Here is a 24,173-nt window from a genome sequence, read left to right on the forward strand (position 1 = left end):
TTACTTAAGCGCACACTTTATTAATGTGCGCTTTTCCTATTAAGTTAAGCTAGTAACACGAGCACGAGGGCCTTTTTCAGGCTCTGGTGGGGTAACTTGTTTTGACTTTATTTGTGCGTCAATTACATTTTTAGCGGCAATAAGTAGCCCAAGACCTAAAAAGGCACCCGGTGGTAAAATTGCGAGTAAAAATTGATTATCAAAGCTAAATACTTCAATGCGCAGGCTTTGTGCCCATGGGCCAAGTAACAAGTCGGCGGCATCAAATAAAGTGCCTTGCCCAATTAGCTCGCGCATTGCGCCTAAAACAACAAGCACAATCATAAAACCCAAACCCATCATTAGCCCATCAAACGCCGATAAGTGAACTGGGTTTTTAGACGCGTATGCTTCAGCGCGACCAATAATGGCGCAGTTAGTAACAATTAACGGAATAAAAATACCTAACGACTGATAAAGCCCATAGGTATAAGCGTTCATTAACAGCTGCACTATAGTTACAAAGCCAGCAATAATCATGACAAATACCGGTATACGAATATCTTTAGGTACCCAGTTACGTACAAACGATACCGTTACGTTTGAGCCCACTAATACCAGTAAGGTTGCTAAGCCAAGGCCAAGGGCATTGGTAATGGTGGAGGTAACAGCAAGCAGTGGGCAAAGGCCTAATAGCTGTACTAGGGCAGGGTTGTTGACCCACATACCGTCTTTATATAGTGTTTTTAATTCACTCATTTAGTTACCTCTACACATTCGGCATTAGGTGCTGCAAAAATAGTATCAAATTCACTTTGAGCAAATAATACGGCATTTTTTACCGAGCCAACCACAGCGCGAGGTGTAATGGTTGCACCGGTAAATTGATCAAACTGGCCACCGTCTTTTTTAACCGCCCAACGTGCATCGCTACTGCTTTGTACAGTTAACGTTTTAAAGGCGGTGATCCACGATGATTTTTTAACTTCTACTTTATCACCAAGTCCTGGTGTTTCTGCGTGCTTAGTAGTACGCACACCAGCAATACTACCATCACTTAAAACTGCGGTTAGTAAGTTAATGTCACCACTGTAACCACTTGGCGTTACGTGCCTTACAACAAGAGCTACAGGTTGATTATTTTTACGGGCACGGTAAATTACTTGATTAGCGTAAGGGCCTAGTCGTTCATCTGAAATAATAACGCAATCTGTTGATAGCTCGTTGTCGTAAGTACTAGGGTCGAGCACTTCTTGTAATTGCGAAGTAAGGTGCAATAGCTCTTGCTCTGCTATTTTATCAGCGGTGAGCACATTAATAGAGGCAACCAGCCCTGTAGTCACTAATGCAAAAGCAGTTAAAATAGCGCCGTTTTTAGCCATAGAGGATAGTATCATTTTGCTACTCCGTGGCCATAAGTGCGCGGCTGGGTATAGTAGTCAATTAAGGGAACAGCAATATTGAGCAGTAATACACTAAAAGCAACAGCATCAGGGAAGCCACCAAAAGTGCGAATTAAATACACTAATAAGCCAATTGCTGCGCCATAAATTAAGCGCCCTTTATTGGTTGTGGCAGCCGACACCGGATCGGTAGCAATAAAAAATGCAGCCATCATAGTGGCACCACTTAATAGATGAAATATTATACCGGGCTCTGTACCGGGCGCTGCTATATAACCTATGCCACTGCACAGTGCTAAGCTTGCAATAAAACTTACTGGAATATGCCAGTTAATTATTTTTTCTTTTAAAAGGTATAAACCACCGGCTAAAAAGCCTAAGTTAACCCACACCCATCCATGGCCAGCCCACTCATTAAATATCGGCTTTTGCATGCTTTCGGTTACGGTTAAACCATGGGCAATATCTGTTTTAATAGTGTCCAGTGGGGTTGCCATAGTAATGCCATCTATACCTGCACGTACTTGATCTAAACTAAAGCCGGTGGCAGTAAAGTCGGTAAAAACAACCCTAAGCTGCTCGGTAAAACCAATCGGAGTATTTAATAACTCGGTAATTGGCATCCACGCGGTCATTTGTACCGGAAACGAAATTAATAATAATACATAAGCGGCCATAGCAGGGTTAAATAAATTAAATCCTAAACCACCATAGAGCTGCTTAACAATAACGATGGCAAATAAACAGCCAATAATAACTATCCACCAAGGAGCTAATGGCGGAATACTTAATGCAAGTAGTACTGCGCTAAGCCACGCACTGCCATCACTTAACGCAGGCCAAACGGGGCGTTTGCGAAGTAGCATTACTGCAGCTTCAAATACACTTACAGCAATCAGCGCTAATATGAGCTGAATAAGCACACCTGTACCAAAAAAGATGATCTGAGCAATTAGCCCAGGAATACACGCAGCAATAACGCAAAGCATTAATCGGGTTAACGATTTATGGCTATGGCTGTGAGGCGAACTGGCCATGGTTAATTTCACGACTGATCATTTCCTTCTTTTTGAGACTTTTTGGCTTTTGCGCGGGCAATAGCAGCAGCTACTGCGGCTTTTTTCTTGTCATCGTTCGCTTTAGGCTCGTCGGTTTTAGGGCTAGATGCGGCGTCGTTATTCTCAACAGCGCTCGTTACTTGCGCATCATCAGTTGTACTTTCAGCATCGGCTAATGCTTTAGCGGCTTTTTTCGCTTTGGCGCGAGCAATGGCGGCGGCTACAGCAGCTTTTTTGTCATCAACGGGTGCATCGTTTTGCGGTGTATCGTCAGTTGTACTTTCAGCATCGGCTAATGCTTTAGCGGCTTTTTTCGCTTTGGCGCGAGCAATGGCGGCGGCTACAGCAGCTTTTTTGTCATCAACGGGCGCATCGTTTTGCGGTGTATCATCAGTGGTATTTTCAGCGTCTGCTAGTTGCGCGGCTTTTTTCGCTTTAGCGCGAGCAATAGCTGCGGCTACAGCAGCTTTTTTGTCATCAACAGGTGCATTGTTTAGCGGCGCATCGTCAGTGGCATTTTCAGCGTCTGCTAGTTGTGCGGCTTTTTTCGCTTTAGCGCGAGCAATAGCAGCCGCTACGGCTGATTTTTTATCATCAGGGCTTGCTGGCTCATCACTTTGTGCTTTTTGCTCTTTATATTGTCGAGCTTGTTCTTTACGCAATGCGCGTTCTTTTGCTACTTCGCTATTATCTGGTTCAAGTGCATCGCCTTGTTGCTTTTTAGCTTTAGCACGGGCAATAGCAGCGGCTACGGCTGATTTTTCATCGCTATTAGCTGATTTGCTTTTAACTCTTGCTAAAGCATCGGCTACTTTTTGTTTTTCGTCTGGTGTTTTAACTGCAGGTTTACGTTTATGGCGATTTTGTCGCTCAGCTTGTTCGCGATCAAGGCGCTCTTTTCGCGCATCAAAACGCTCTTTAGCACGATCTGCTTTAATTTTTTCTGCCTGCTGCTCTTTTATTTCTACCTTTGCAACCCGATAATACTGCACTAGCGGTATTTCACTTGGGCAAACGTAGGCACATGCACCGCATTCAATGCAGTCAAACAAATTATGTTCTTGTAGTTTGTCGTATTCTTTTGACTTAGCAAACCATTGTAATTGCTGAGGTAATAAAGAAGCAGGGCAAGCATCTGCACAGGCGCTACAGCGTATACAGGCTTTTTCTGGGCCGGGCTCTGCAAGCTCTTTATGATCGGGCGCAAGTATACAGTTAGTGGTTTTTACCACGCCAATGCGAATTGTTGGCAGGGTAAAGCCCATCATTGGGCCGCCCATAATTACTTGTTGTTGTGGTACAGGTGAAAAACCTTGGCAATCGAGCAAATGCTTTATTTCGCTGCCTAATAAAGCCCATACATTCCCAGGTTTATGAATAGTATTACCCGTTACTGTGACTACGCGCTCAATTAATGGTTTTCCTTCATAAACGGCTTGTTGTATAGCAAATAAAGTACCGGTGTTATGTACCAGTATACCAACATCTGCCGGAATGCCATTATTAGGCACTTCGCGATTAGTAAGCAGTTTAATAAGCTGTTTTTCGCCACCAGAGGGGTAAATAGTGGGCACTTTTTGCACCAATATTAAGCTGTTATGTTCCGCTGCTTGTATCATTGCAGCAATCGCTTCTGGTTTGTTGTCCTCTATCCCCACAATGCATAACGTAGGATTGAGCAGTTGTTGCATTAGCTCAATACCTTGCACTATTTGCTTGGCATGCTCGCGCATTAGCATGTCATCAGCTGTTATATAAGGTTCGCACTCAACCGCATTAATAATTAAAAACTCGATAGGTTGCCTGGTATCGGCTTTAACATAAGTTGGAAAACCAGCGCCTCCCATACCACTAATGCCCGCTTGATGAATAATATTAATAAGTTCATCGTGGCTTAGCGTTGCTGGGTTTTTAATTGGGTTAAGCTCGCACCATAAATCTTTACCATCGGGTTCAATAATTACACTCAGTTCAGGTAGGGCAGAAGGGTGCGCCGAAGGCATTAATTTTATGTCGGTTATTGTGCCTGAGGTTGGCGCATGCATAGGCACCGACCAGTTAGCAGTAGGTGTGGTTAAAGCTTGGCCTTTTAAAACGTGCTGGCCCTTCTCAACAATAAGTTTACCGTTTGCACCTATGTGCTGTTTAAGTGCAACGACGAGTTTGTCGGGTAGTGGTAAGCGAGTAATACTGGCACTATTAGAGAGCGATTTTTGTTGTGGTGGGTGAACGCCGCCAGGGAATGGCCAAACGACCCCTTTTTTTATTTGTTCAAGTAACTTATCCACTCAAACCTCTAATCTATTTGTGTAACGGGAATTGCATTTAACTGCCATTTCCAGTTTTGTTTAGTTTCGGCTACAGGGAGCATATCAATGCAATCTACAGGGCAGGGCTCTACGCATAAATCGCAGCCAGTACATTCATCAATTAATACAGTATGCATTTGTCGAGTTGCACCAACAATGGCGTCAACCGGGCATGCTTGTATACACTTGGTACAGCCAATGCATTCGTCTTCGCGAATATAAGCCACAGTTTTAATTGGTTCAGCTTGCTCTCCGCCAGCTAATGGCTTGGGGTCAACGCCCATTAAATCGGCGAGCTTTTTCATGGTGGCTTCGCCGCCAGGAGGGCATTTATTTATTTCGTCGCCATTGGCAATTGCTTCGGCGTATGGCCTACAGCCAGGGTAGCCACATTGGCCGCATTGAGTTTGCGGTAAAATGGTATCAATTTGCTCAACAATAGGGTTACTTTCTACCCGAAAGCGAATAGCGGCAAACCCTAAAATTAGGCCAAAAACTAATGCCAGTGAGCCTAGTGCTATTAATGCATAAAACAAGGTCATATTAAAACTTCACTAATCCGGTAAATCCCATAAATGCCATCGACATCAAGCCTGCGGTAATTAAGGCAATAGAGGCACCTTTAAAGGGGGTAGGAACATCGGCCGCTGCAAGGCGCTCTCGCAGGGCAGCAAACAATACAAGTACTAAAGAAAAGCCAACTGCGGCACCAAAACCGTAAACCGCCGACTGTAAAAAGGAGTGATCTTCTTTGATATTAAGTAATGCAACGCCTAATACAGCACAGTTTGTGGTTATAAGGGGTAAAAATATACCCAGCAAGCGATATAAAGTAGGGCTTGTTTTACGTACTACCATTTCAGTAAATTGTACTACCACGGCAATGACTAAAATAAAGCTCATGGTGCGTAAATAGGTAATATCCAGCGGTATTAAAATATATTGGTTAACTAAATAGCTGGTTACAGAGGCAAGGGTAAGCACAAAAGTGGTAGCCAAAGACATACCTATAGCCGTGTCAAGTTTACTCGACACCCCCATAAATGGGCACAAGCCTAAAAATTGTACTAATACAAAGTTATTAACCAGAACAGTGCCAATCAATAACAATACATATTCTGTCATGTGTGCCTCGCGCTATTAAAATCCAATGCATTATCCATTTTTCTGCCGAGATAAACAACATGTGGAGTAGTTATCAGTCAAATAAATAGGGTAAAATAATTAACGCATAATGAAGATGTAAAATTACTGTAATTTGTTTGTAGAGTTTACTTAACGTTATGGTTTTAGTATGGGTTTAAAGTACTAAGCAGTACTGAAAATAAAGCAAAAAAGAGCAACAAGTGCTCTTTTTATTAATTAAATAACCTAAACTTTGGTTAAATACGCCCTTAGATCAAATGTCTTTAGGTTTTTCTATGTAATAACCTTGTACACCATCTAAGCACAGGGTTTCTATAATGTGCTTTTCTTCTTGGCTTTCGACCCCTTCAGCAAAAACACTCACACCAATTCTGTGTGCTAAGTCGACCATTAAGCGCATAAAATATTGATTGTTTTTATCATCTTCTAAGCCGCGGGTATAACTGGCATCCATTTTAATAAAGTCTGGTTTTAAATCGCGGAAAAACTTAAACGACGTTAAGCCAACACCAAAGCGTTCAACTGTTATGCGAGCACCAACACGATGAATCATGTCAATAAAGCGTTTACTTGCTTTAATATTTTGCTGTAGTCCAAACTCGCTTACTTCAAAAACAAGTTTTGATGCAATATGGGTGTCTTTTAATAATCGGCGTTCTAACCAAATTACAAACTGGTCGTTGTGCGCACTTGAAGGCGTAACATTTAAACCAAAAAACTTTTCTGAAAGGTTTCGACTTTTTATTTTTTCAAGTGAAGAGTCAATAATTAGCCTGTCGATTTCTATAGCCATATCAAGTTTTTCGGCCATGGCTAAAAATGATGCTGTAGGCAGCATTTGATTATCTTCGGTTTTAAATCGCACCTGAATCTCAGCATACGCTTTAATATTTTTGCCCAAAGGCATAATATTTTGCATTACTAAATGCACACGCTTTGCTTCAATTACTTCATTTATAACTTTGCGCCAATTTTGATTACCAAATCCAGCACTTACATTATTAATTAAATCGCTTTCGCGCTGTACATGCCAAGCGTTAGCATGTTTTGATTGCGCCATACTCATGGCGTTATCTACTATCGAGAGCAATTCGCCAAGTGGTTTTGCTTTTTCGTAAGCAACAATACCAGTATTAGCTACTGAGCTAAGCTCTTGGGTTTGTTGATACTGAGTAAAGCGAGATTGTAAGTTTTCACCAAAACGTTCGGCTTCTTTTAGCGGTATATTAGGTAATATAGCTACAAAATCAGAGCTGTTAAGTCTAAATACTTGGCTACCAGTATAGGTGCCGCTAATGTGCTTAATAATATCAGCCACACCTTTAATGTATTCATCACCTTTTTGATAACCGCGGGTTTGGTTAATCGATTGCAGTTCACTACATCTAATTAAAGCGAGTGTACCAAAAGTGCTTTTTTCGCTGTTTTCTATATTTTTTTCATAATACTCAACAAACATATTCCGATTGCCTAAATCGGTTACGCCGTCTTTATAGGCTTGATGTTTTATTGTGAGTGCTGCGTTTTGAAGATCTTCATTTTTACTTTTCAAAAAGTGCGATAAACGATTAAAGCTAGGAACTAAGCTTTTTCCTTGGCTTTTAAGTCGGCTTGTATCAAGGCTTACTTCTAGGTCATGATCTAGCTGGTTTTGATTTATATAAACATCAATAACATCAGCCACGGTCATACTAATATTTTTATTTACTCTATGAGAGAGAGTCTTCATTAACACAATAGGAATAATGACTAAAAAAGTACTAATAAGCACAATAATAAAAAACGCGCTTTGTAATAAGTGTGCAAAGCGTTGCACATTAAGTGTAAATTCTACTTTTAAATCAGTATTACTACCGCCTACAAACTGTGGACGTACCGAGTTAAAATTTGTTTGTACAAATTCGGCAATAAAAGGCAGTGCAGGGGAGTGAGTTACTTTAAATACTTCAGCTCCTTGATTGTCTCTAAGGATGAAGTTTGCAAAAGTATCGTTATTAGTAATAGCGCGTTTAAAATTGTTTGTTGATATATCAGATAAAGTTAAACCATCTATATAATTTTGAACTGTAGCTTGTGCATTCTTTTGCGCTTCGTTAACTGTGTAATTAAAGCTAATAGCTATAAAATAACTACCAACGGCAACACATGCTAACCAAGAGAGTGTTTGTATTAATATGAGTTTTTTAAAGCCTGCCATTTTTTCAATCTTTTAATTGTCAGAAAGGGAAGGAATCAAATCCTTGATTTATAAACTAATCGTAACACGAAAATTGAGTGAATATACTATAGTTATTAATCAGAAAGGGTAGTAGATATTGAGAGGAATGTCTATGGAATTATTAGCTATTGGCTCCCCCTCCCCGACTCGAACGGGGGACCTGCGGATTAACAGTCCGTCGCTCTAACCAACTGAGCTAAGGGGGAACTAAAGTAGTGCTATTTTATGATTTGGCTCCCCCTCCCCGACTCGAACGGGGGACCTGCGGATTAACAGTCCGTCGCTCTAACCAACTGAGCTAAGGGGGAACTACTATCATAAACATAAACTTGGCTCCCCCTCCCCGACTCGAACGGGGGACCTGCGGATTAACAGTCCGTCGCTCTAACCAACTGAGCTAAGGGGGAATCGTTTATGGTTGAAAAACTTGGCTCCCCCTCCCCGACTCGAACGGGGGACCTGCGGATTAACAGTCCGTCGCTCTAACCAACTGAGCTAAGGGGGAAGCGTCTTGCCTTTCAACGGGGCGAAATATTAATGATCCAGCCGCAAAGTGTCAACACATAAAAGATCATAAATACAAAAAAGAACTCTATTCGTTGTTTTTGTGTTCGATCTGCACGTTTTATAGCACAAATGCCAAAATTAAAGCGCGTCATTTTTATGAAAAAGCACTTTTGTTTTTTTAAATTATTAAATTAAAGGGCGTATTTACTTAATTTAAAATACAAAAAACAGCCATTACACCTAAAAATAGTGCTCAATATTACAAAAACATTACCGTAAAGTACTTACACAGGCAGTGTGGTTTTTAAAATTTAACGCTTAAAAACGATTTAATACTAAAATTTAATAAAAGAAACGAATATGGAAAAAATTAAAAACATCTTTATTTAATTACGTATTAGTTAATAATTAGCCAACCGCAAAGGTTTGTACAAAAACAATACAATCAATAGCTTAAATAATATTATTTACACCTTCAGATTACTCAATAAGGTGGTGATTCCAGCTAACAGCAAGCTTTACATTAAAGCCCAAGAAAGTTTTCAAATTGGTAACGTGGATAAGTTTAATACGGGATTTTATTTGATCCCTTGTAACCCCTTTATAAATGCGGCTTTGAATGAGTTATCCACGGTTTCTGTGGATAACTCTGTTTATTAAACTTTATGAACTTCAGTACCCCCAGTATTTTAGGGGGCTCCAACGATTTCAAGTCTTTAAAAATGTTTTTTTAAATCATTAAAAAACAGTGCGTTACGAATTGATGCTGAAAGCGGCTCTAACGATAAGTAAAACTTTTCGTGACGATAAAGTAAAAAAATATGTTGTGTGATAATGCACCATTTATGAAGCATTAAATGTTATAAAAGTAATTTAAATGATCTATATTTGTTTTTTGGCGCTCTCAAGGTGAATTTATACGCTAAGGCTTAAAAATCAAGCTTTACTCCTTGGTTGGGTATTTAGTCCTCTATACTCAATAAAGCATGGCTTGAATTGCCCAGATGCTTTAAAATGTTTAGCTCAGTAAAAAGAGGCCAACTTATTCTATGCGCGTAATTTCAGAAAAACATACTCGCCCTGATTTACTCAATGATCCTATCTCGCCAACACTAAAAAAAATGACCATTCCAATGATATTTGGTTTGGTGTCCTTGATGATGTTTAACATTGTTGATACGTTTTTTATTAGCTTATTAGGAACAGAGCCATTAGCAGCTGTGAGCTTTACATTCCCAGTTACTTTTATGGTAATAAGCTTAGCCATTGGCTTGGGCATAGGCACTTCTGCGGTTATTGCAAAAGCCTTGGGCAGCCACAAAGTAAATGAAGCACGTTTTGATGCCAGTGTTTCTTTATTGGTTGCAGTGGTTTTGGTACTTATATTATCTTTTTTTGGTTATGTGTTTATTGACCCCATATTTACTTTATTAGGGGCCGGTGAAAACGTATTACCGCTAATACACCAGTATATGAATATATGGTTTTTAGGCAGCGTGTGTTTAATAACACCCATGATTGGCAACTCGGTATTACGTGCCAGCGGCGACACCAAAACCCCTAGCTTAGTTATGGGGGGGGCAGGGCTAATAAATGCTATTTGCGATCCCATACTTATTTTTGGCTTTGGACCTATTCCGGCATTAGGTATTGAAGGCGCGGCTATTTCTAGTGTTATTGCCTGGTCGGTAGCGGTAGTTGTTATTTTATATATATTACTAAAAAAACGTTTATTGAGCTTAAAAGCAGGTAAACAAACGGTTATTGGCGCTATTAGTAAAATATTAAAAATTGGTTTGCCTGCGGCTGGGGCAAATATGCTTACGCCAGTTGCAATGGCAGTAATGACCGCATTGGTGGCTCATCATGGACCCGAAGCGGTTGCTGCATTTGGAGTAGGGAGCAAAATAGAATCTATTGCCAGCTTGTTAGTATTGGCGCTGTCGATGACATTACCGCCATTTATAAGCCAAAATTTTGGTGCCAGTAAATTATCAAGAGTGAAAGACGCTTACATTGGTACATTAAAATTTGTAATGGTTTGGCAGTTTATTATTTATATATTACTAATTGCTAGTGCAGGCGTGTTAAGCCAGTTATTTGGTAAAGAACAAGCCGTTATTGATGTTATAAAACTATTTATTTACACCATCCCATTAAGTTACGGCTTTCAAGGGGTGATCATATTATCAAACTCATCGTTTAATGCTTTGCATAAACCGATGAATGCGTTGTTTTTAAGTATTATTCGCTTATTTATTTTTTATTTACCCTTTGCGTATATAGGCAACGAACTTGCTGGCTTATTGGGGTTATTTATTGGCGCTGCTGTGGGTAACTTATTTACCGCTTTGGTGGCCTATAAATGGTTTATGAAAGAGCTTGAAACATTAAGTAACCAATCGTTACAGGAGTGCAGTCATTGAGCGATCATTTTCAACTAAAGTCACACTTTAAGCCTGCGGGAGATCAGCCCACCGCGATTGCGCAGTTATGCGAAGGGCTTGAAGCCGGGCTTGCTCATCAAACCTTGCTAGGTGCTACCGGCACAGGTAAAACCTTTACCATGGCTAACATTATTAACGACTTAAACCGTCCAACCATAATAATGGCACATAACAAAACCTTAGCTGCGCAACTTTATGGGGAAATGAAAGAGTTTTTTCCTAAAAACGCAGTTGAATATTTTGTTTCTTATTACGATTATTACCAACCAGAAGCCTATGTGGTTTCTAGTGATACGTTTATAGAAAAAGACGCATCCATTAACGAGCACATTGAGCAAATGCGTTTAAGTGCTACAAAGGCACTGCTAGAGCGCCGCGATACTATTATTGTAGCCTCAGTGTCGGCCATTTATGGTTTGGGCGATCCAAAATCATACATGAAAATGATGCTACTTTTAAAAGTGGGCGAAAAAGTGGATCAGCGCGACATGCTACGCCGCTTAGCCGAAATACAATATACCCGTAACGATGTAGACTTTAGCCGCGGCACGTACCGAGTACGTGGCGAAGTGGTTGATATATTTCCTGCAGAATCGAGCACATTTGCAATACGTGTAGAAATGTTTGATGACGAAATAGAACGCTTAAGTATTTTTGACCCCCTTACCGGCGCAATTGAAAAACACATAGTGCGCACCACTATTTACCCTAAAACACACTATGTAACCCCGCGTGAAAAAATTCTTGGGGCTATCGATAAAATACAAGAAGAGTTAAAAGATCGCCGAGCGCAGCTATTAAGTGCTAACAAATTAGTAGAAGAGCAACGCGTAACACAGCGTACGCAGTACGACATTGAAATGATGCGCGAGCTCGGTTATTGCTCGGGTATAGAAAACTACAGCCGTTACTTATCGGGGCGTACACCGGGCGATCCGCCGCCAACCTTACTTGATTACTTACCCGACGATGCATTAATGATTATTGATGAATCGCATGTAACAGTGTCGCAAATTGGCGCTATGTACAAAGGCGACAGAAGCCGTAAAGAAAACCTGGTTGAATATGGTTTTAGAATGCCATCGGCCATGGATAACCGCCCACTGCGCTTTGAAGAATTTGAAGCTATTTCGCCACAAACAATTTATGTATCGGCAACCCCGGGCGACTTTGAATTAGATCGCTGCGCGGGCGCAATTGCAGAGCAAGTAATTCGCCCAACAGGACTGCTTGATCCACTTATTGAAGTGCGCCCAGTGGGGGACCAGGTTGATGACCTACTATCAGAAATTTATAAAAGTGTTGAGAAAGGTGAACGCGTACTGGTGACCACGCTAACCAAGCGTATGTCGGAGGATTTAACCGACTACTTAAGTGAGCACAATGTAAAAGTGCGCTACCTTCACTCAGACATAGACACCGTAGAGCGAGTCGAAATTATTCGCGATTTACGCGCTGGAGTGTTTGATGTGTTAGTAGGTATTAACTTACTACGTGAAGGCCTCGATATGCCTGAGGTAGCACTGGTAGCAATACTTGATGCCGATAAAGAAGGCTTTTTACGCTCAGCGCGTTCAATCATTCAAACCGTAGGCCGCGCCGCACGTCATTTAGAAGGGCGCGCAATTTTATACGGTGACCGAATTACAAAATCGATGGCTAAGGCGATGGACGAAACCGCACGTAGGCGCGAAATTCAGCATGCTTATAATATTGAACACGGTATTGAACCACATTCGTTAGCCAAAAAGATTCTAGATTCGATGGACGTAGGTGAAGATGCAGGGCCAAAAGATAACCTTAGACTCATTCGTAAAGAGTCTAAAAAAGTACTTAGTGCTAAAGAAATCACAGTGCAAATTAAGCAACTCGACAGTAAAATGCACGCTTACGCCAGTGATTTAGAATTTGAAAAAGCAGCCTCAGTGCGTGATGAAATACACGAACTCCAACAACAGTTGATAAATTAACTATGACCCCTAATTTTACTCCACTTATTGACGCATTAGCCGATGCCCCTTTATTAAAAAACGAGCTGTGCCGCGTGTTTCATGGCCGCGGCCATAGCGTAGAAGCGCTGAGCCATATTAACTTAGACTTTTACCCACCTAGTTTGTTTTTAGTGTCTTATGATGAAATAGATGAGCCAACGCTGGGCGAACTAACCAGTGTGCTGTGGCAATGGGCGCAGCAGCATCACCCTGAGCTTATTACTGCTTTTGTGTATCAGCAGCGCGCGGGTGTACAAAGCCAAAACACTCTGGTTTATGGGCAATTGCCTAGCCAGCATGTGGTAAAAGAAAACGGTATTGGCTTTTTAGTTGATTTAACCAGCCGCCAAAATACTGGAATATTTCCTGATATGCGCAGCGGCCGTGAGTTTGTGCAAGCAAACAGTAAACAGGCAAAAGTACTTAACTTATTTTCGTATACTTGTGGGTTTTCGCTGGCGGCAATGCAAGGCGGAGCCGATCATGTAATGAACATGGATATGAGCAAAGGCGTGCTTAGGGTGGGTAAACAAAATCATCAGCTCAATGGCTTTGATAAAGGGGTGAGCTTTTTACCGCATGATATTTTAAAGTCGTTTGGTAAATTAAAAAAAGCAGCACCGTTTGATCTCATTATTGTTGATCCGCCAAGCTTTCAAAAAGGCAGCTTTATTTTAACGAAAGACTATCAAAAAGTGCTGCGCAGGTTACCTGAGCTATTAAGCGATACAACGCAGCTATTACTTTGCGCTAACAGCCCAGAGCTTAGTGAAGAGGCTTTTAAAGCCTTAATTACAGAGCACACAGAGGGCGCAATTGAGTTTGTTGAGCGTTTAGCTGCTACAGAGCGTTTTATTGAAGTAGACCGTGACAGAAGCTTAAAAGCGCTTGTTTATAAAACGTCGCAAACAGTAGCCTAATTTAGTTAATAGTTACCAGTAAAAAATAAGCCGTGGCGCAATGTTTATAATACATGCGCCATTTTTATTACTAACGCGTTATTTACCTAAAGCAGGCATTCCTGCACCCGATCATCACATACGCAGAGCTTAATTAATTAAATATTAGCCACTTAGAATTGCACATAAATGTGATCTAATATCATCGTTAATAACGTAAATAGCTACAGACAATACATTGCCATGTGCGAACTAATTTATGCCAAATAAAAACAGCCACCGTATATCCCTCGTCAATAATAAAAAATGGCAATACAGTTACGAGCAACCAATTTCGTATGCTCCTTTAGTGCAATTAAAAAATAATAATTGGGTTGTTCCACAGCATTTTTTACGCTACCAACACACACTTGAAAGTGTTAATACAGTGCTTGAAAATATCGACTTTTCGGCGCACTTTAGAGTGGTTGCTGCCCAGCAAAATGAACAGCTTTACTTACAAGTGGCAGTGCTTAGCCCAGACAACTATTCAAATAATTCAAATAGTGAATCAAATAGTGAATCAAATAATACTCGCGCCAAAAAATTATTATTTGGTAGGCGCTGGTTAGTAGAAAAAAATCTACCAACCTCAGAGCTTATTCAAACTGCGTTTTTAGCACTTAAAATAGCACGGGAACACGAAGTGCGAGAGCTGTTGCAGTTAACGCATAAAGGGGCAACAAGTACGCCATTTAATAACCACCACGACTTGTCATTAATGGCGAAAAACCCTGAGCTGGTAAGTAATAAGAGTGACCAAGCGAGCGCTCAATCAGTAGCTAAACGGCTAATATTTGCCGGTATGGGCATAGTGATTAAAAATCATCAAGTAATAACCAGTGAGCAGCATTTATATACGCTTGAGCTTAATTGTAGTGATTGCCAATTAAATGAGTTTAATAATAAAAGCATGGCATTTTTAACAACCGATACGTCGGCAAATAGCTTTTTACATGGCTTTATTACAGCGCTTGTAGCCATTAGTAACGAGCATGTAAGTGAGCATTTTAAATATAAAAATTTTGCACGCTTTAGCAAACAGGTAATGGCCGAGCAAATAGGGGAATTAAGTATAGCTATACGCTCGCCAGACGCGGTAGGCTTGTGCTCTATGGGTAAGCAGCATGCTAACCAATTAAACTTTGAAATAGACAGCACCCGAGCACCACAAGGCTGCGGTCAGGTTATTGGTGGTTTTTTAGCTGCCCACGGTATTGAGCAGCCAGAAAACGCTCATTTATATGAAAATTATTTATAACTTATTTATTTCTTGTTTTACGTCAAAACTTGAATCGGTAACTATGGTTTCAAGGGTTTGCACACGCTCTTTTAATGCTTGAACTTGTGCACTTACTTCAGCAAGGTGCTTATTAGCATCGCTATTATTATTTTGCATACGGTGTTTAAATTCTAAATGTTTTTTGTACATATCGTATATAACTCCAGAGCCAACAGATATAAGTACAATTAATACAATCATGGTAGTGCCCGACATAACCGCTTCCTGTTAATTACTTTGGTTAAAGTATAACCGTAATACATTTACGATAAAGCGCCTAATTGTAACTTTATTTTTCTAAATGTTGATTGCCGGTGTGCTGGTAGTGTATACATTGGCTATATTGTGTAATGATTAAGCAAAGAGTTTGCCCCTTGTATTAACTAATTAAGTGAGCTGCTATGTTAAATAATAAAATTCCTCCACTTGTTGTTGTGCTTTTTTTTGCATTAATAATGGCCTTAATTGCACATTATAGTGTGATTGATTTTAGTGCCTTTATTTTATATTTAACGGTGAGTTTAGTAACTATAGGCTGCGTGTTTTGTATTGCCGGATTGGTTAGTTTTCGTTTGGCAAGCACCACAGTAAACCCAAGTAAACCAGAACAAGCAACAAATTTAGTTACCAGTGGCGTTTACAGGTTTTCTCGTAACCCTATGTATGTGGGTTTTGTATTTATACTACTAGGGTGGGGTATTTGGTTAAGCTCGTTATGGGCACTTTTGTGTGTGGCGGGGTTTATTGCCTACTTAACACTATTTCAAATTATTCCTGAAGAGCGGGCGCTTACGAAGCTCTTTGGCGAGGATTACACCCAATACAAAAACAAAGTAAAACGCTGGCTATAAGCAATAACTAAATAAACAATAACTAAATAAACAAGCACCCATAAAAAAAGGCTATCGATGATAGCCTTAATAAACTGTTTATTCGTATTCTAGCGGGTCGGTTAAGTTATTGACCTCAAATGCTTCTAAGCGCTCTTGGCATGCTCCACATTTACCACAGGCTTTTTCACGGCCGTTATAACAGGTCCATGTTTGACTGTAATCTAAGCCCATTGCAATACCATCGGTTAAAATATCAATTTTAGTATTGTTTAAATACGGGCTAAAAATTTCTACGGCATCGTAGTTGGCAATGCGGCACACATCATCCATTTTTTGCACAAATTCAGGACGACAATCAGGGTAAATAGCATGATCCCCAGAGTGGGCACCATAATAAACTTGGCTCGCTTTAAGCGACACTGCATAACCTACCGCTAAAGACAGTAAAATCATATTACGGTTTGGCACTATTGTGCTTTTCATGCTGTCTTCTTCGTAATGACCTTCTGGCACGTCAATATCATCAGTTAAAGATGAGCCGCCAATAATTTGATTAATAGCCGAAATATCAACAATTTTGTGTGGCACATTTAATTGCTTACATACCTGGGCTGCCACTTTAAGTTCTTTTACATGACGCTGACCATAGTCAAACGATAAGGCATAAACATCATGTCCTTGTTGCAGGGCCTTATTTAATACGGTAAATGAATCCATACCGCCGGAATAAATAACTACTACTTTTTGCGTCATATCTGGTTTTGCTCTTTAGTTTTAATAGAGGTTTATATCAGGGCACGATATACTACATGCCCACGGCATAAATAACAATTTTTGCGCTGCGCTATTTAGTCCTTAATGGTAGCAATTTTGCTGCTTGATCGTAAGTGAGTTCTCTTTTGTACAAAATAAATGAAGTGTTTGAAACCATCCAAGGTGAAGCTAGTTTTACTGGTACACCGTCTATATTTTTGCGTTTGCAAGGTTGCCCAGTAGGGTGCTCTTGGTGCGATACAAAACAAACATGGGATGTTGATAATGTGTACAAAGTGTCGCTTGACGAAACAGTAGAAAAAAAGGCCGACTCAGATCATTGGGCACAAGCCAGTGCAGCAAATATATTAGCGTTATTTCAATCACGTGGTTATACCGCAAAGCATGTGGTGATCACAGGTGGCGAGCCTTGCATGTACGACTTAAACCCAGTGTGTAACTTATTACACGAAAACGGTTTTAGCACGCAAATAGAAACCAGCGGCACCTTTGAAATACTTGCCCCAGCGCAAACTTGGGTTACCGTATCGCCAAAAATTAATATGCGCGGCGGTTTTGAGGTACTTACAACCGCCATGCAGCGCGCCGACGAAATTAAACACCCTATTGCCATGCAAAAGCATGTAGAGGAGCTAGAAGAGCTGTTTGCTAAAACGGGTGTAAATCCTAAATTGGTTTATTTACAGCCTATTAGCCAAAAAGAGTCTGCAACTAAATTGGCTATTAAAACCTGTATTGCTAAAAACTGGCGCTTATCAATTCAAGTGCATAAGTATTTAGGGATTAGTTAATACCTGCTCCACATAAAGCTATATTACGTAGGTCGGATAAGCGAAGCGCCATCCGACACCCTTAATTACATCTACCCTAAAGCTTACTTCGTTAATAGTGCTTATTAGTTTACTATGCGCCACCCAAATTACTTACCCTTTAATAATTAGGCCAATATGTCCGCAAATGCTTTATATACAGATCTCTCTGGTTACTATGATTTAATGTGTGCTGATATAGATTATCAAGCTCAAAGCCATTTTATTAAACGGTTACACCAAATTTTTGGTAATGGCGCAAATACACACCTAGATTTAGCGTGTGGCACAGGCCCACATGTACGGCATTTTATTAATTTTGGCTATACAAGCAGTGGCCTCGACATTAATCAACCTATGCTAGATAGAGCCGCTATTCGCTGCCCAGAAGCGCAATTTACATTGCAAAATATGAGCGAGTTTAGCGTAGCGCAGCAGCAAGATTTAATTACCTGTTTTTTGTATTCAATTCACTACTGCGATGGCATTGAAAAATTAAAAGCATGTATCATTAGCGCACATAACGCACTAAAAACCGGTGGTATGTTGTGTTTTAACGCGGTTGATAAAAATACTATAAATAACGATTCATTTGTAAAACATGCAGCGACTAGCGAAAATAGTTTATTTACCTTCAGCTCTGGTTGGCATTACAGTGGCACGGGCGAAAAACAGTCGCTAAAGTTGCGTATTGAAAAAGTCACAAGCGCTGAAACATTCATCTGGAACGACGAACACCCCATGGTGGCGCTTAGCTTCACTGAGCTAAAAGCCGTTTTGCAGCCTTATTTCGAAATCCATATGTTTGAGCATAACTATGAGCAAATAACCCCGTGGAATGGCAATTCGGGCAATGCTATTTTTGCTTGCGTAAAAATTTAAGACAAACGACGTTGGTTGGGTAGAGCGCAGCGAAACCCAACGAATAGCCACATCCCCAATAATCCCGCATTATATATTTGAAAACGTAGGTCGGATAAGCGAAGCGCCATCCGACACAGCCAAATTCCTTGCTAATTATTATCAGCATTTTGCATTATCGAACGGTTGGAGAACAACCGTTAATTAATCGTGATGGCTGAAGTCAAGATTTGCCCCCCCTTTGTGCTGACCCCCTTTGTCTCCACTGGCGGCATTTTTTACATGACCTTGTTGAGCGGTGGCAATTTGTGCCGATATTTTATCTAGTGACATAGTATTAACTTATCAATGGCTTTATCTTATAGTATAAAAATTCTACTCTATCGGCAGTAAAAAAGCTGGCGAAAAACAGTTGCCGCTAAAACACAAAAGCAGGAAAACCATGAAAACACTGTTAATTGTTGCCCATGCGCCCTCTAAAAATACCCAGTTAATGGTTAATGCTGTTTTGAGAGGGGCACAGCACCCTGATATTGAGCAAGTACAAGCTCGCTGGATATCACCATTAAACGCCACACCTGAAGATGTATTAGCTTGCGATGCGATAATTATGGGCACGACAGAAAACCTCGGCTATATGAGTGGTGCGTTGAAAGATTTTTTTGACCGTTGTTATTACCCTTGCCTAGACATAAAACAGGGTTTGCCTTGTGCATTATATGTTCGTGCTGGTAACGATGGTACTGGTACTTGCCGGGCAGTTGAATCAATCTGTAGCGGCTTGCGTTGGCACTGGGCTCATCCGCCCTTAGTGTGTCGTGGTGACTGGCAACCAGCGTTTATTGACCAATGCGAAGAGTTAGGTATGACCATAGCAGCCGGACTTGATGTGGGTATTTATTAATGAGCCAAAACACTGAATAAGCCGCGCGGTTTACCCAGCTGAGTATATTTACTCACGCCAATATGCTAAGGTTTAAAGTAAAATAATTGTAGGATAAACAAAATGTTAGCAGAATCAGAATATACGATGAATAACTTGTTTGCGCAATTAGGATTAGACAGTTCGGATGGCGCCATTAATGAGTTTATCGAAAAAAATCAATTAGCAGCAGGCGAATCATTAAAAGAATCTAAGATTTGGAATGATAGCCAACGCACGTTTCTCCAAGAGGAGTGGGATAAAAACAGTATGTGGACTCAAGTCATCGATGATTTAAATTTATTTTTGTCAAACGTCGCTGAGTAAAAAAGTACTGTAATTATCAGATAATAAATATGTCGATCTTGGGCGTAGCAAATGTAGCGCACCGCTCAGGCGGCTAATAGTTGCTGTGAGTTCGCCTTTCGATGAAAAGTATAATTTAATAAATACCCACAAAAAAGCGTTGCCCTTGAGCAACGCTTTTTTATGTCTAATTTCTAACAGCGAGTAACTTACTCTGCCGCTAGCTTATTCTGCTGCGAGATAATCCAACACTACTTGATGGTGATCTTTGGTTTTAAACTTATCGAACAGGTGTTTAATTTTGCCGTCTTGACCGATTAAAAATGTCAGGCGGTGAATACCATCGTATTCTTTGCCCATAAATTTTTTGTAGCCCCAAATTCCAAATGCGTCTGCAATGGCATGATCTTCATCTGAGAGTAAATCGAAGTTAAGTTCTTTTTTAGTTTCGAAGTTTTTAAGGCGTTTAATTGGATCTGGGCTTATGCCTACTACGCGGGTGTTAAATTTTGCCAGCTCTGCTTGCTGGTCGCGTAAATTTTCGGCTTGTACGGTACAGCCAGGTGTTGACGCCTTAGGGTAAAAGTAAACCAGTACCTGTTGCTGTTTTAACAACTCGCTTAAGGTAATTGTTTCGTCGTTTTGGTTTTGTAAGCTAAAAGCGGGGGCGTTATCGCCGGCTTGTAATGGGCTGATTTTGTTCATACTTGCTCCTTAATTTAACGAATACGTCTAAATATATAGTCTACGTTGAGAAGGTGAGAAAGTTTTTCAAAACTAATTTTAAATTGGTCTACATCTACTTCAACAGGAATATTAAACTCTAGTTCACAACGCATTCTCATTACTGCTTCTTCGTCATCATAAGTGTCTGACTTTAGTGAGCAAATAATAATATTGTTGTCTGCAAAAAAGCGCGTAACTTTACTCAAAGTACCGGGTGTGTCGGTGCCTGTGTATTCTAGTGTGTAACCGGCGCGAAATGCTCCTTGGTTATGACTTGCTGTGCGCTTCATCATAGTGAGCAAACCCAGTTCCATCGCTTTAGTTGGTAGGGTGTGCTCTATGCGGCTAATGGCCGACATGTCACCGCTAAGTAGCATGATGAATGTAAATTCGTTACCTAAAATAGCAATACGGCTATCTATTATATTACAGTGGCAATCGCTTACTAGCTGAGTTAACTCACTAACTATGCCAGACCTGTCTTCGCCAATAGCTGTTAAAACAATTTGATGATTTGAGTGTGCAGTCATGGGTTTAAATACCTAAGTTACTTGAATTACAACAGCGCAGTTGGCAACACAAAAAGTAAACACATAAAGTTGCGTGGCGGCGAAGTTTAACACAAAAACGCGTTTAAACTACACAGGCTGCTAATTTAGCAGTTTAAAAGTACAGTGTTTCTTGTTTTTACAAGCATGGGAAAGTACCATAGCCCAAATGTGTCTATTTGTTGCTTACTTTTGTTAACAGAGGTGAGTATTAAGCAACCAGACAACCAAATTATAACTGTAAAGTTAATATTGATTTTACACTGAACCAAATCGGCATTACCCACTCATATACTTGTTAAAACAATTAAAGGGTATGCTAAGGAGAAATATCTGTGCAGTATTGGATCCCAAAAGCACTAACAGTAAGTGTATTGGTAAGTTTATCAGGATGTAGTGTATTTACGAATGATGCACATGACGAGCGTAATTATCGCGCTCATGAAGCAGTAAAAGTGCCTGCATCGTTATCACAACCCGCTCAAGATCCAACATATAAAATGGATGTAGGCCAATATAGTAATAATCCAGATGCTACAAATTACCGTCCGCCTGCTCAAGTACTTACAGTAGCAAAGGGTAGTTGGGTTGAAGAAACAGATAAAAACGCCCGTGTTTATTTTGATAAAAACGATGGCATTGATGACCTAGATGAGTTTATTTGGGAATCTATTAATGCGGTTTTAGCCGACAATAACACGCAAGCGACGAAAGCAGACAAGCTATTAGGCGTTATAGAAACAGATTGGTACGCTATTATTAAACCAGAAGAAAGCTGGTTATGGGATAGCGGTGAGAGTGTTGATTTAGAACGTTTTAAATTTACAATTGAAGAAAAATCGCATCAGCGTACGGCTTCATTAAGTGCTGAACTTATTGACTTTAAAGGTGATGAGCCTTTAAGTGATTTATTTAAGCAACAGTTAGAAGTGCGTGCACTTAATCAAGTTATTAGCGAGTTTGATTATCGTTATCGTCAACTTGAAGTTGATATGCGCAAACGCCAAGGTATTATTTCTTTAGAAATGGGCTTTGATAACAAAGGTAATGCAGCGCTTGTAACTGAGCAGTCGTATGAAGCTGTATTTGACCGTTTTTCAGGGTTTTTAGAGCGCTTGTCGTTCACTATTGTAGAAATTAACCCTGATACAGGCTTAATTACCGCAGATTATAAAAAACCAGAGTCAAGTGTATGGGATTCTATTTGGGGTGACGAAGTAACCCAATTACCTATTGATGAAGGTCAATATCAAATATTAGTAAGTAAAACCAAACAAGGCGGCACTAGCCTAACCTGGATGGATGAACAAGGTGATACGCTTGAGCCAGGTACTATGAATGGTTTACAGCAAGCATTAGTGGCTGCACTCATTCAGCGCGGTATTAATATTTAATAATAATAAACATTTACCACAAAAAGAGCACTTTGCTCTTTTTGTGGTTTTTATAGGTTAAAAATATGTCTCAGTTACCCACTTCGTCGCAGTATGATATGCGCACTTGGCTTACCTTTTTAGTTCCTTCGCTAATTGGTTTGTTTTTATTTATGACACCAATCCCTATTGCTGACGGTATGACCATTCCCATTGCATTAATGGCTAAAGCAATTAAAGAGGGAATTAGCTCTATTATGATTGAGCTGCTTACATTCATTATTTGTGTAACGGGTGTGCTTTCGCTATTAGCTAAAGTTGTTAAGCCTAGCTTTATTAAAAAGTCTTTTATACTAAAACACTTATTTGATGTTAACTGGCTTTGGCTAGGTATTCGTTTACTGGGTATGCTGTTTATTGTTTTGACCTTTATTAGTCAAACTGGCGTAGACGTGAGCTCGGCGCTTCCTGCGTTTTTATTACCGGTATTTAATGCCATTACTTCGGCAGATACGGGCGGCTTGGTTTTAAACGATTTATTGCCTATTTTGTTTTCGGTATTTGTTTTAGCAGGTTTATTACTGCCGCTGTTATTAAATTTTGGTTTGTTAGAGCTGGTGGGCACCTTGTTTACTAAACTTATGCGCCCATTATTTGGTGTGCCGGGGCGCAGTGCGGTTGACTGTGCGGCGTCGTGGTTAGGTGATGGTAGCGTAGGTATTTTAATGACTGCGCGTCAGTACGAAGAAAAACATTACACCGAGCGAGAAGCGGCCATAATTGGTACTACTTTTTCGGCAGTTTCGATTACCTTTAGCTTAGTGGTTATTGAACAAGTGGGCTTAGAGAGTCACTTTGCACCGTTTTATTTAACTGTGTGTTTAGCCGGTGTGGTTGCTGCGATTATTGTGCCGCGCTTACCGCCGTTACGCTTCAAAAAAGATAGCTTTATAGATGGCAGTAAACGCGATGAGCATGCTGAGTCTGTACCAAGTGGTAAAACTTTGTTTGGGCATTCTTTAGATATTGCGTTAGCTAAAGCGCATAGATCGCCTGGGTTTAAAGGCACGCTAAAAGAAGGCTTACACAATGCATTTGATATGGTGTTTGCTGTATTACCTGTCGTAATGGCAGTCGGTACATTTGCGTTAATTATTGCCACGTACACGCCTGTTTTTCAGTATTTGGGTATGCCGTTTATTCCATTTTTAGAGTTGCTACGAATACCAGAAGCTGAGCTTGCTTCACAAACGATTATGGTTGGTTTTGCTGATATGTTTATTCCCTCAATATTAGCGGCGGGCACAATTGAGAGCGACGTAACCCGCTTTATTATTGCAGCAATGAGTGTAACGCAGCTTATTTATATGTCGGAAGTGGGCGCACTTTTACTAGGCAGTAAAATACCGGTAAACATTTTTGAATTATTTATTATTTTTATTCTTAGAACCTTAATCACTTTACCGGTTATTGCCCTAATGGCGCACTGGTTAGTTGGTTAGTGAGTTATAAAGATTAAGCAGTAAAAAGCCCTGATATTCAGGGCTTTTTTGTATCTGTAGGATTAGTTTTATCGGGCTTTGTTTTTTTAAAGGGTAAATTTGCCGAGTGCTTTAGCAGTGCAAGATCACCAATAATAATAGCAAATACAATGATAACAATAACAACCATGTGCCAAGTTTGCATAGCAACGTCCGTTAATTATAAGCAAAGTATAAGTGTGAGTGTTTTAGTTTAAAACAG

The 24,173-nt window shown here is 40.2% G+C and carries 23 protein-coding genes and 4 tRNA genes; 11 read left to right on the forward strand and 16 right to left on the reverse strand.

Annotated features, from left to right (window positions below; genetic code table 11):
* Positions 1 to 39: 39 nt before the first annotated feature.
* The 11 genes from PTRA_RS05665 to PTRA_RS05715 all read right to left on the reverse strand — a co-directional run bounded on the left by PTRA_RS05665 (position 40) and on the right by PTRA_RS05715 (position 8,618).
* The gene (locus tag PTRA_RS05665; RefSeq protein ID WP_058372996.1) at positions 40 to 738 is read right to left on the reverse strand and encodes an electron transport complex subunit E; all 699 of its coding nucleotides are present in this window, start codon (positions 736 to 738) and stop codon (positions 40 to 42) included.
* Positions 735 to 1,376 (reverse strand): electron transport complex subunit RsxG, encoded by a 642-nt coding sequence (gene rsxG, locus PTRA_RS05670; RefSeq protein WP_058372997.1) that lies wholly within the window; start codon positions 1,374 to 1,376, stop codon positions 735 to 737. The genes PTRA_RS05665 and rsxG overlap by 4 nt, the downstream gene beginning before the upstream one ends.
* Positions 1,373 to 2,431 carry an electron transport complex subunit RsxD gene (gene rsxD / locus PTRA_RS05675; RefSeq protein ID WP_058372998.1) on the reverse strand — a complete coding sequence of 353 codons (1,059 nt, stop codon included), beginning with the start codon at positions 2,429 to 2,431 and terminating at the stop codon, positions 1,373 to 1,375. Before rsxD ends, rsxG begins: the two co-directional genes overlap by 4 nt.
* Positions 2,428 to 4,728, reverse strand: a complete 2,301-nt coding sequence (rsxC, locus tag PTRA_RS05680) for an electron transport complex subunit RsxC (protein ID WP_058372999.1) — start codon at positions 4,726 to 4,728, stop codon at positions 2,428 to 2,430. The genes rsxD and rsxC overlap by 4 nt, the downstream gene beginning before the upstream one ends.
* Before the next feature lie 8 nt (positions 4,729 to 4,736).
* Complete coding sequence (rsxB, locus tag PTRA_RS05685; protein ID WP_058373000.1) at positions 4,737 to 5,291, reverse strand: electron transport complex subunit RsxB; 555 nt, start codon at positions 5,289 to 5,291, stop codon at positions 4,737 to 4,739.
* Between the two features lies 1 nt (position 5,292).
* On the reverse strand, positions 5,293 to 5,874 hold the full coding sequence (gene rsxA / locus PTRA_RS05690) for an electron transport complex subunit RsxA (protein WP_011327791.1): 582 nt from the start codon (positions 5,872 to 5,874) through the stop codon (positions 5,293 to 5,295).
* A 274-nt stretch (positions 5,875 to 6,148) separates the two neighbouring features.
* Complete coding sequence (locus PTRA_RS05695; RefSeq protein ID WP_058373001.1) at positions 6,149 to 8,092, reverse strand: EAL domain-containing protein; 1,944 nt, start codon at positions 8,090 to 8,092, stop codon at positions 6,149 to 6,151.
* Between the two features lie 150 nt (positions 8,093 to 8,242).
* Positions 8,243 to 8,319 (reverse strand) — tRNA-Asn (locus PTRA_RS05700).
* A gap of 25 nt (positions 8,320 to 8,344) precedes the next feature.
* Positions 8,345 to 8,421, reverse strand: a tRNA-Asn gene (locus PTRA_RS05705).
* A gap of 22 nt (positions 8,422 to 8,443) precedes the next feature.
* Positions 8,444 to 8,520 (reverse strand) — tRNA-Asn (locus PTRA_RS05710).
* A 21-nt stretch (positions 8,521 to 8,541) separates the two neighbouring features.
* A tRNA-Asn gene (locus tag PTRA_RS05715) sits at positions 8,542 to 8,618 on the reverse strand.
* 1,051 nt (positions 8,619 to 9,669) lie between these two features.
* Here PTRA_RS05715 and PTRA_RS05720 point away from each other — a divergent pair.
* From PTRA_RS05720 to PTRA_RS05735, 4 genes are all read left to right on the forward strand, one after another.
* Positions 9,670 to 11,046: an MATE family efflux transporter gene (locus PTRA_RS05720; RefSeq protein ID WP_058373002.1), complete on the forward strand. Its 1,377-nt coding sequence runs from the start codon at positions 9,670 to 9,672 to the stop codon at positions 11,044 to 11,046.
* Positions 11,043 to 13,037, forward strand: coding sequence for an excinuclease ABC subunit UvrB (uvrB, locus tag PTRA_RS05725; protein ID WP_058373003.1), 1,995 nt, complete (start codon positions 11,043 to 11,045; stop codon positions 13,035 to 13,037). Before PTRA_RS05720 ends, uvrB begins: the two co-directional genes overlap by 4 nt.
* A gap of 2 nt (positions 13,038 to 13,039) precedes the next feature.
* A complete protein-coding gene (locus tag PTRA_RS05730) occupies positions 13,040 to 13,978 on the forward strand; it encodes a class I SAM-dependent methyltransferase (RefSeq protein ID WP_058373004.1) in 939 nt (312 codons plus the stop codon).
* A 238-nt stretch (positions 13,979 to 14,216) separates the two neighbouring features.
* Positions 14,217 to 15,257: a hypothetical protein gene (locus tag PTRA_RS05735; RefSeq protein WP_058373005.1), complete on the forward strand. Its 1,041-nt coding sequence runs from the start codon at positions 14,217 to 14,219 to the stop codon at positions 15,255 to 15,257.
* Here PTRA_RS05735 and PTRA_RS05740 read toward each other — a convergent pair.
* Complete coding sequence (locus PTRA_RS05740; RefSeq protein ID WP_011327800.1) at positions 15,252 to 15,494, reverse strand: hypothetical protein; 243 nt, start codon at positions 15,492 to 15,494, stop codon at positions 15,252 to 15,254. The genes PTRA_RS05735 and PTRA_RS05740 overlap by 6 nt on opposite strands.
* A gap of 185 nt (positions 15,495 to 15,679) precedes the next feature.
* On the opposite strand from PTRA_RS05740, the gene PTRA_RS05745 reads away from it, so the two are divergent.
* Complete coding sequence (locus PTRA_RS05745) at positions 15,680 to 16,129, forward strand: methyltransferase family protein (protein ID WP_058373006.1); 450 nt, start codon at positions 15,680 to 15,682, stop codon at positions 16,127 to 16,129.
* A gap of 78 nt (positions 16,130 to 16,207) precedes the next feature.
* On the opposite strand, the gene queC is transcribed toward PTRA_RS05745, so the two are convergent.
* Complete coding sequence (gene queC / locus PTRA_RS05750; RefSeq protein WP_011327802.1) at positions 16,208 to 16,864, reverse strand: 7-cyano-7-deazaguanine synthase QueC; 657 nt, start codon at positions 16,862 to 16,864, stop codon at positions 16,208 to 16,210.
* Between the two features lie 146 nt (positions 16,865 to 17,010).
* On the opposite strand from queC, the gene queE reads away from it, so the two are divergent.
* The 4 genes from queE (at position 17,011) to PTRA_RS05770 (ending at position 19,804) form a co-directional block, all read left to right on the forward strand.
* Positions 17,011 to 17,676 (forward strand): 7-carboxy-7-deazaguanine synthase QueE, encoded by a 666-nt coding sequence (gene queE / locus PTRA_RS05755; protein WP_058373007.1) that lies wholly within the window; start codon positions 17,011 to 17,013, stop codon positions 17,674 to 17,676.
* A 156-nt stretch (positions 17,677 to 17,832) separates the two neighbouring features.
* Positions 17,833 to 18,576, forward strand: coding sequence for a class I SAM-dependent DNA methyltransferase (locus PTRA_RS05760; protein WP_058373008.1), 744 nt, complete (start codon positions 17,833 to 17,835; stop codon positions 18,574 to 18,576).
* 421 nt (positions 18,577 to 18,997) lie between these two features.
* The gene (locus tag PTRA_RS05765) at positions 18,998 to 19,459 is read left to right on the forward strand and encodes a flavodoxin family protein (protein WP_058373009.1); all 462 of its coding nucleotides are present in this window, start codon (positions 18,998 to 19,000) and stop codon (positions 19,457 to 19,459) included.
* A gap of 102 nt (positions 19,460 to 19,561) precedes the next feature.
* Positions 19,562 to 19,804, forward strand: coding sequence for a DUF2789 family protein (locus PTRA_RS05770; protein ID WP_058373010.1), 243 nt, complete (start codon positions 19,562 to 19,564; stop codon positions 19,802 to 19,804).
* Positions 19,805 to 20,008: 204 nt separating this feature from the next.
* Here PTRA_RS05770 and bcp read toward each other — a convergent pair whose 3' ends face one another.
* Together bcp and PTRA_RS05780 are read right to left on the reverse strand one after the other, a co-directional pair.
* Positions 20,009 to 20,488 (reverse strand): thioredoxin-dependent thiol peroxidase, encoded by a 480-nt coding sequence (bcp, locus tag PTRA_RS05775; RefSeq protein ID WP_058373011.1) that lies wholly within the window; start codon positions 20,486 to 20,488, stop codon positions 20,009 to 20,011.
* Between the two features lie 14 nt (positions 20,489 to 20,502).
* Complete coding sequence (locus PTRA_RS05780) at positions 20,503 to 21,039, reverse strand: glycine cleavage system transcriptional repressor (RefSeq protein WP_011327809.1); 537 nt, start codon at positions 21,037 to 21,039, stop codon at positions 20,503 to 20,505.
* A 353-nt stretch (positions 21,040 to 21,392) separates the two neighbouring features.
* Between PTRA_RS05780 and bamC the strand changes: the two genes are divergently transcribed.
* Together bamC and PTRA_RS05790 are read left to right on the forward strand one after the other, a co-directional pair.
* The gene (bamC, locus tag PTRA_RS05785) at positions 21,393 to 22,451 is read left to right on the forward strand and encodes an outer membrane protein assembly factor BamC (protein ID WP_058373012.1); all 1,059 of its coding nucleotides are present in this window, start codon (positions 21,393 to 21,395) and stop codon (positions 22,449 to 22,451) included.
* A gap of 65 nt (positions 22,452 to 22,516) precedes the next feature.
* Positions 22,517 to 23,932 carry a YjiH family protein gene (locus PTRA_RS05790; protein ID WP_058373013.1) on the forward strand — a complete coding sequence of 472 codons (1,416 nt, stop codon included), beginning with the start codon at positions 22,517 to 22,519 and terminating at the stop codon, positions 23,930 to 23,932.
* Positions 23,933 to 23,969: 37 nt separating this feature from the next.
* Here PTRA_RS05790 and PTRA_RS18870 read toward each other — a convergent pair whose 3' ends face one another.
* Positions 23,970 to 24,116 carry a DUF2897 family protein gene (locus tag PTRA_RS18870; protein WP_083497499.1) on the reverse strand — a complete coding sequence of 49 codons (147 nt, stop codon included), beginning with the start codon at positions 24,114 to 24,116 and terminating at the stop codon, positions 23,970 to 23,972.
* Positions 24,117 to 24,173: the final 57 nt, after the last annotated feature.

The sequence above is a fragment of the Pseudoalteromonas translucida KMM 520 genome (genome assembly GCF_001465295.1).
Taxonomy (GTDB): Bacteria; Pseudomonadota; Gammaproteobacteria; order Enterobacterales; family Alteromonadaceae; genus Pseudoalteromonas; species Pseudoalteromonas translucida.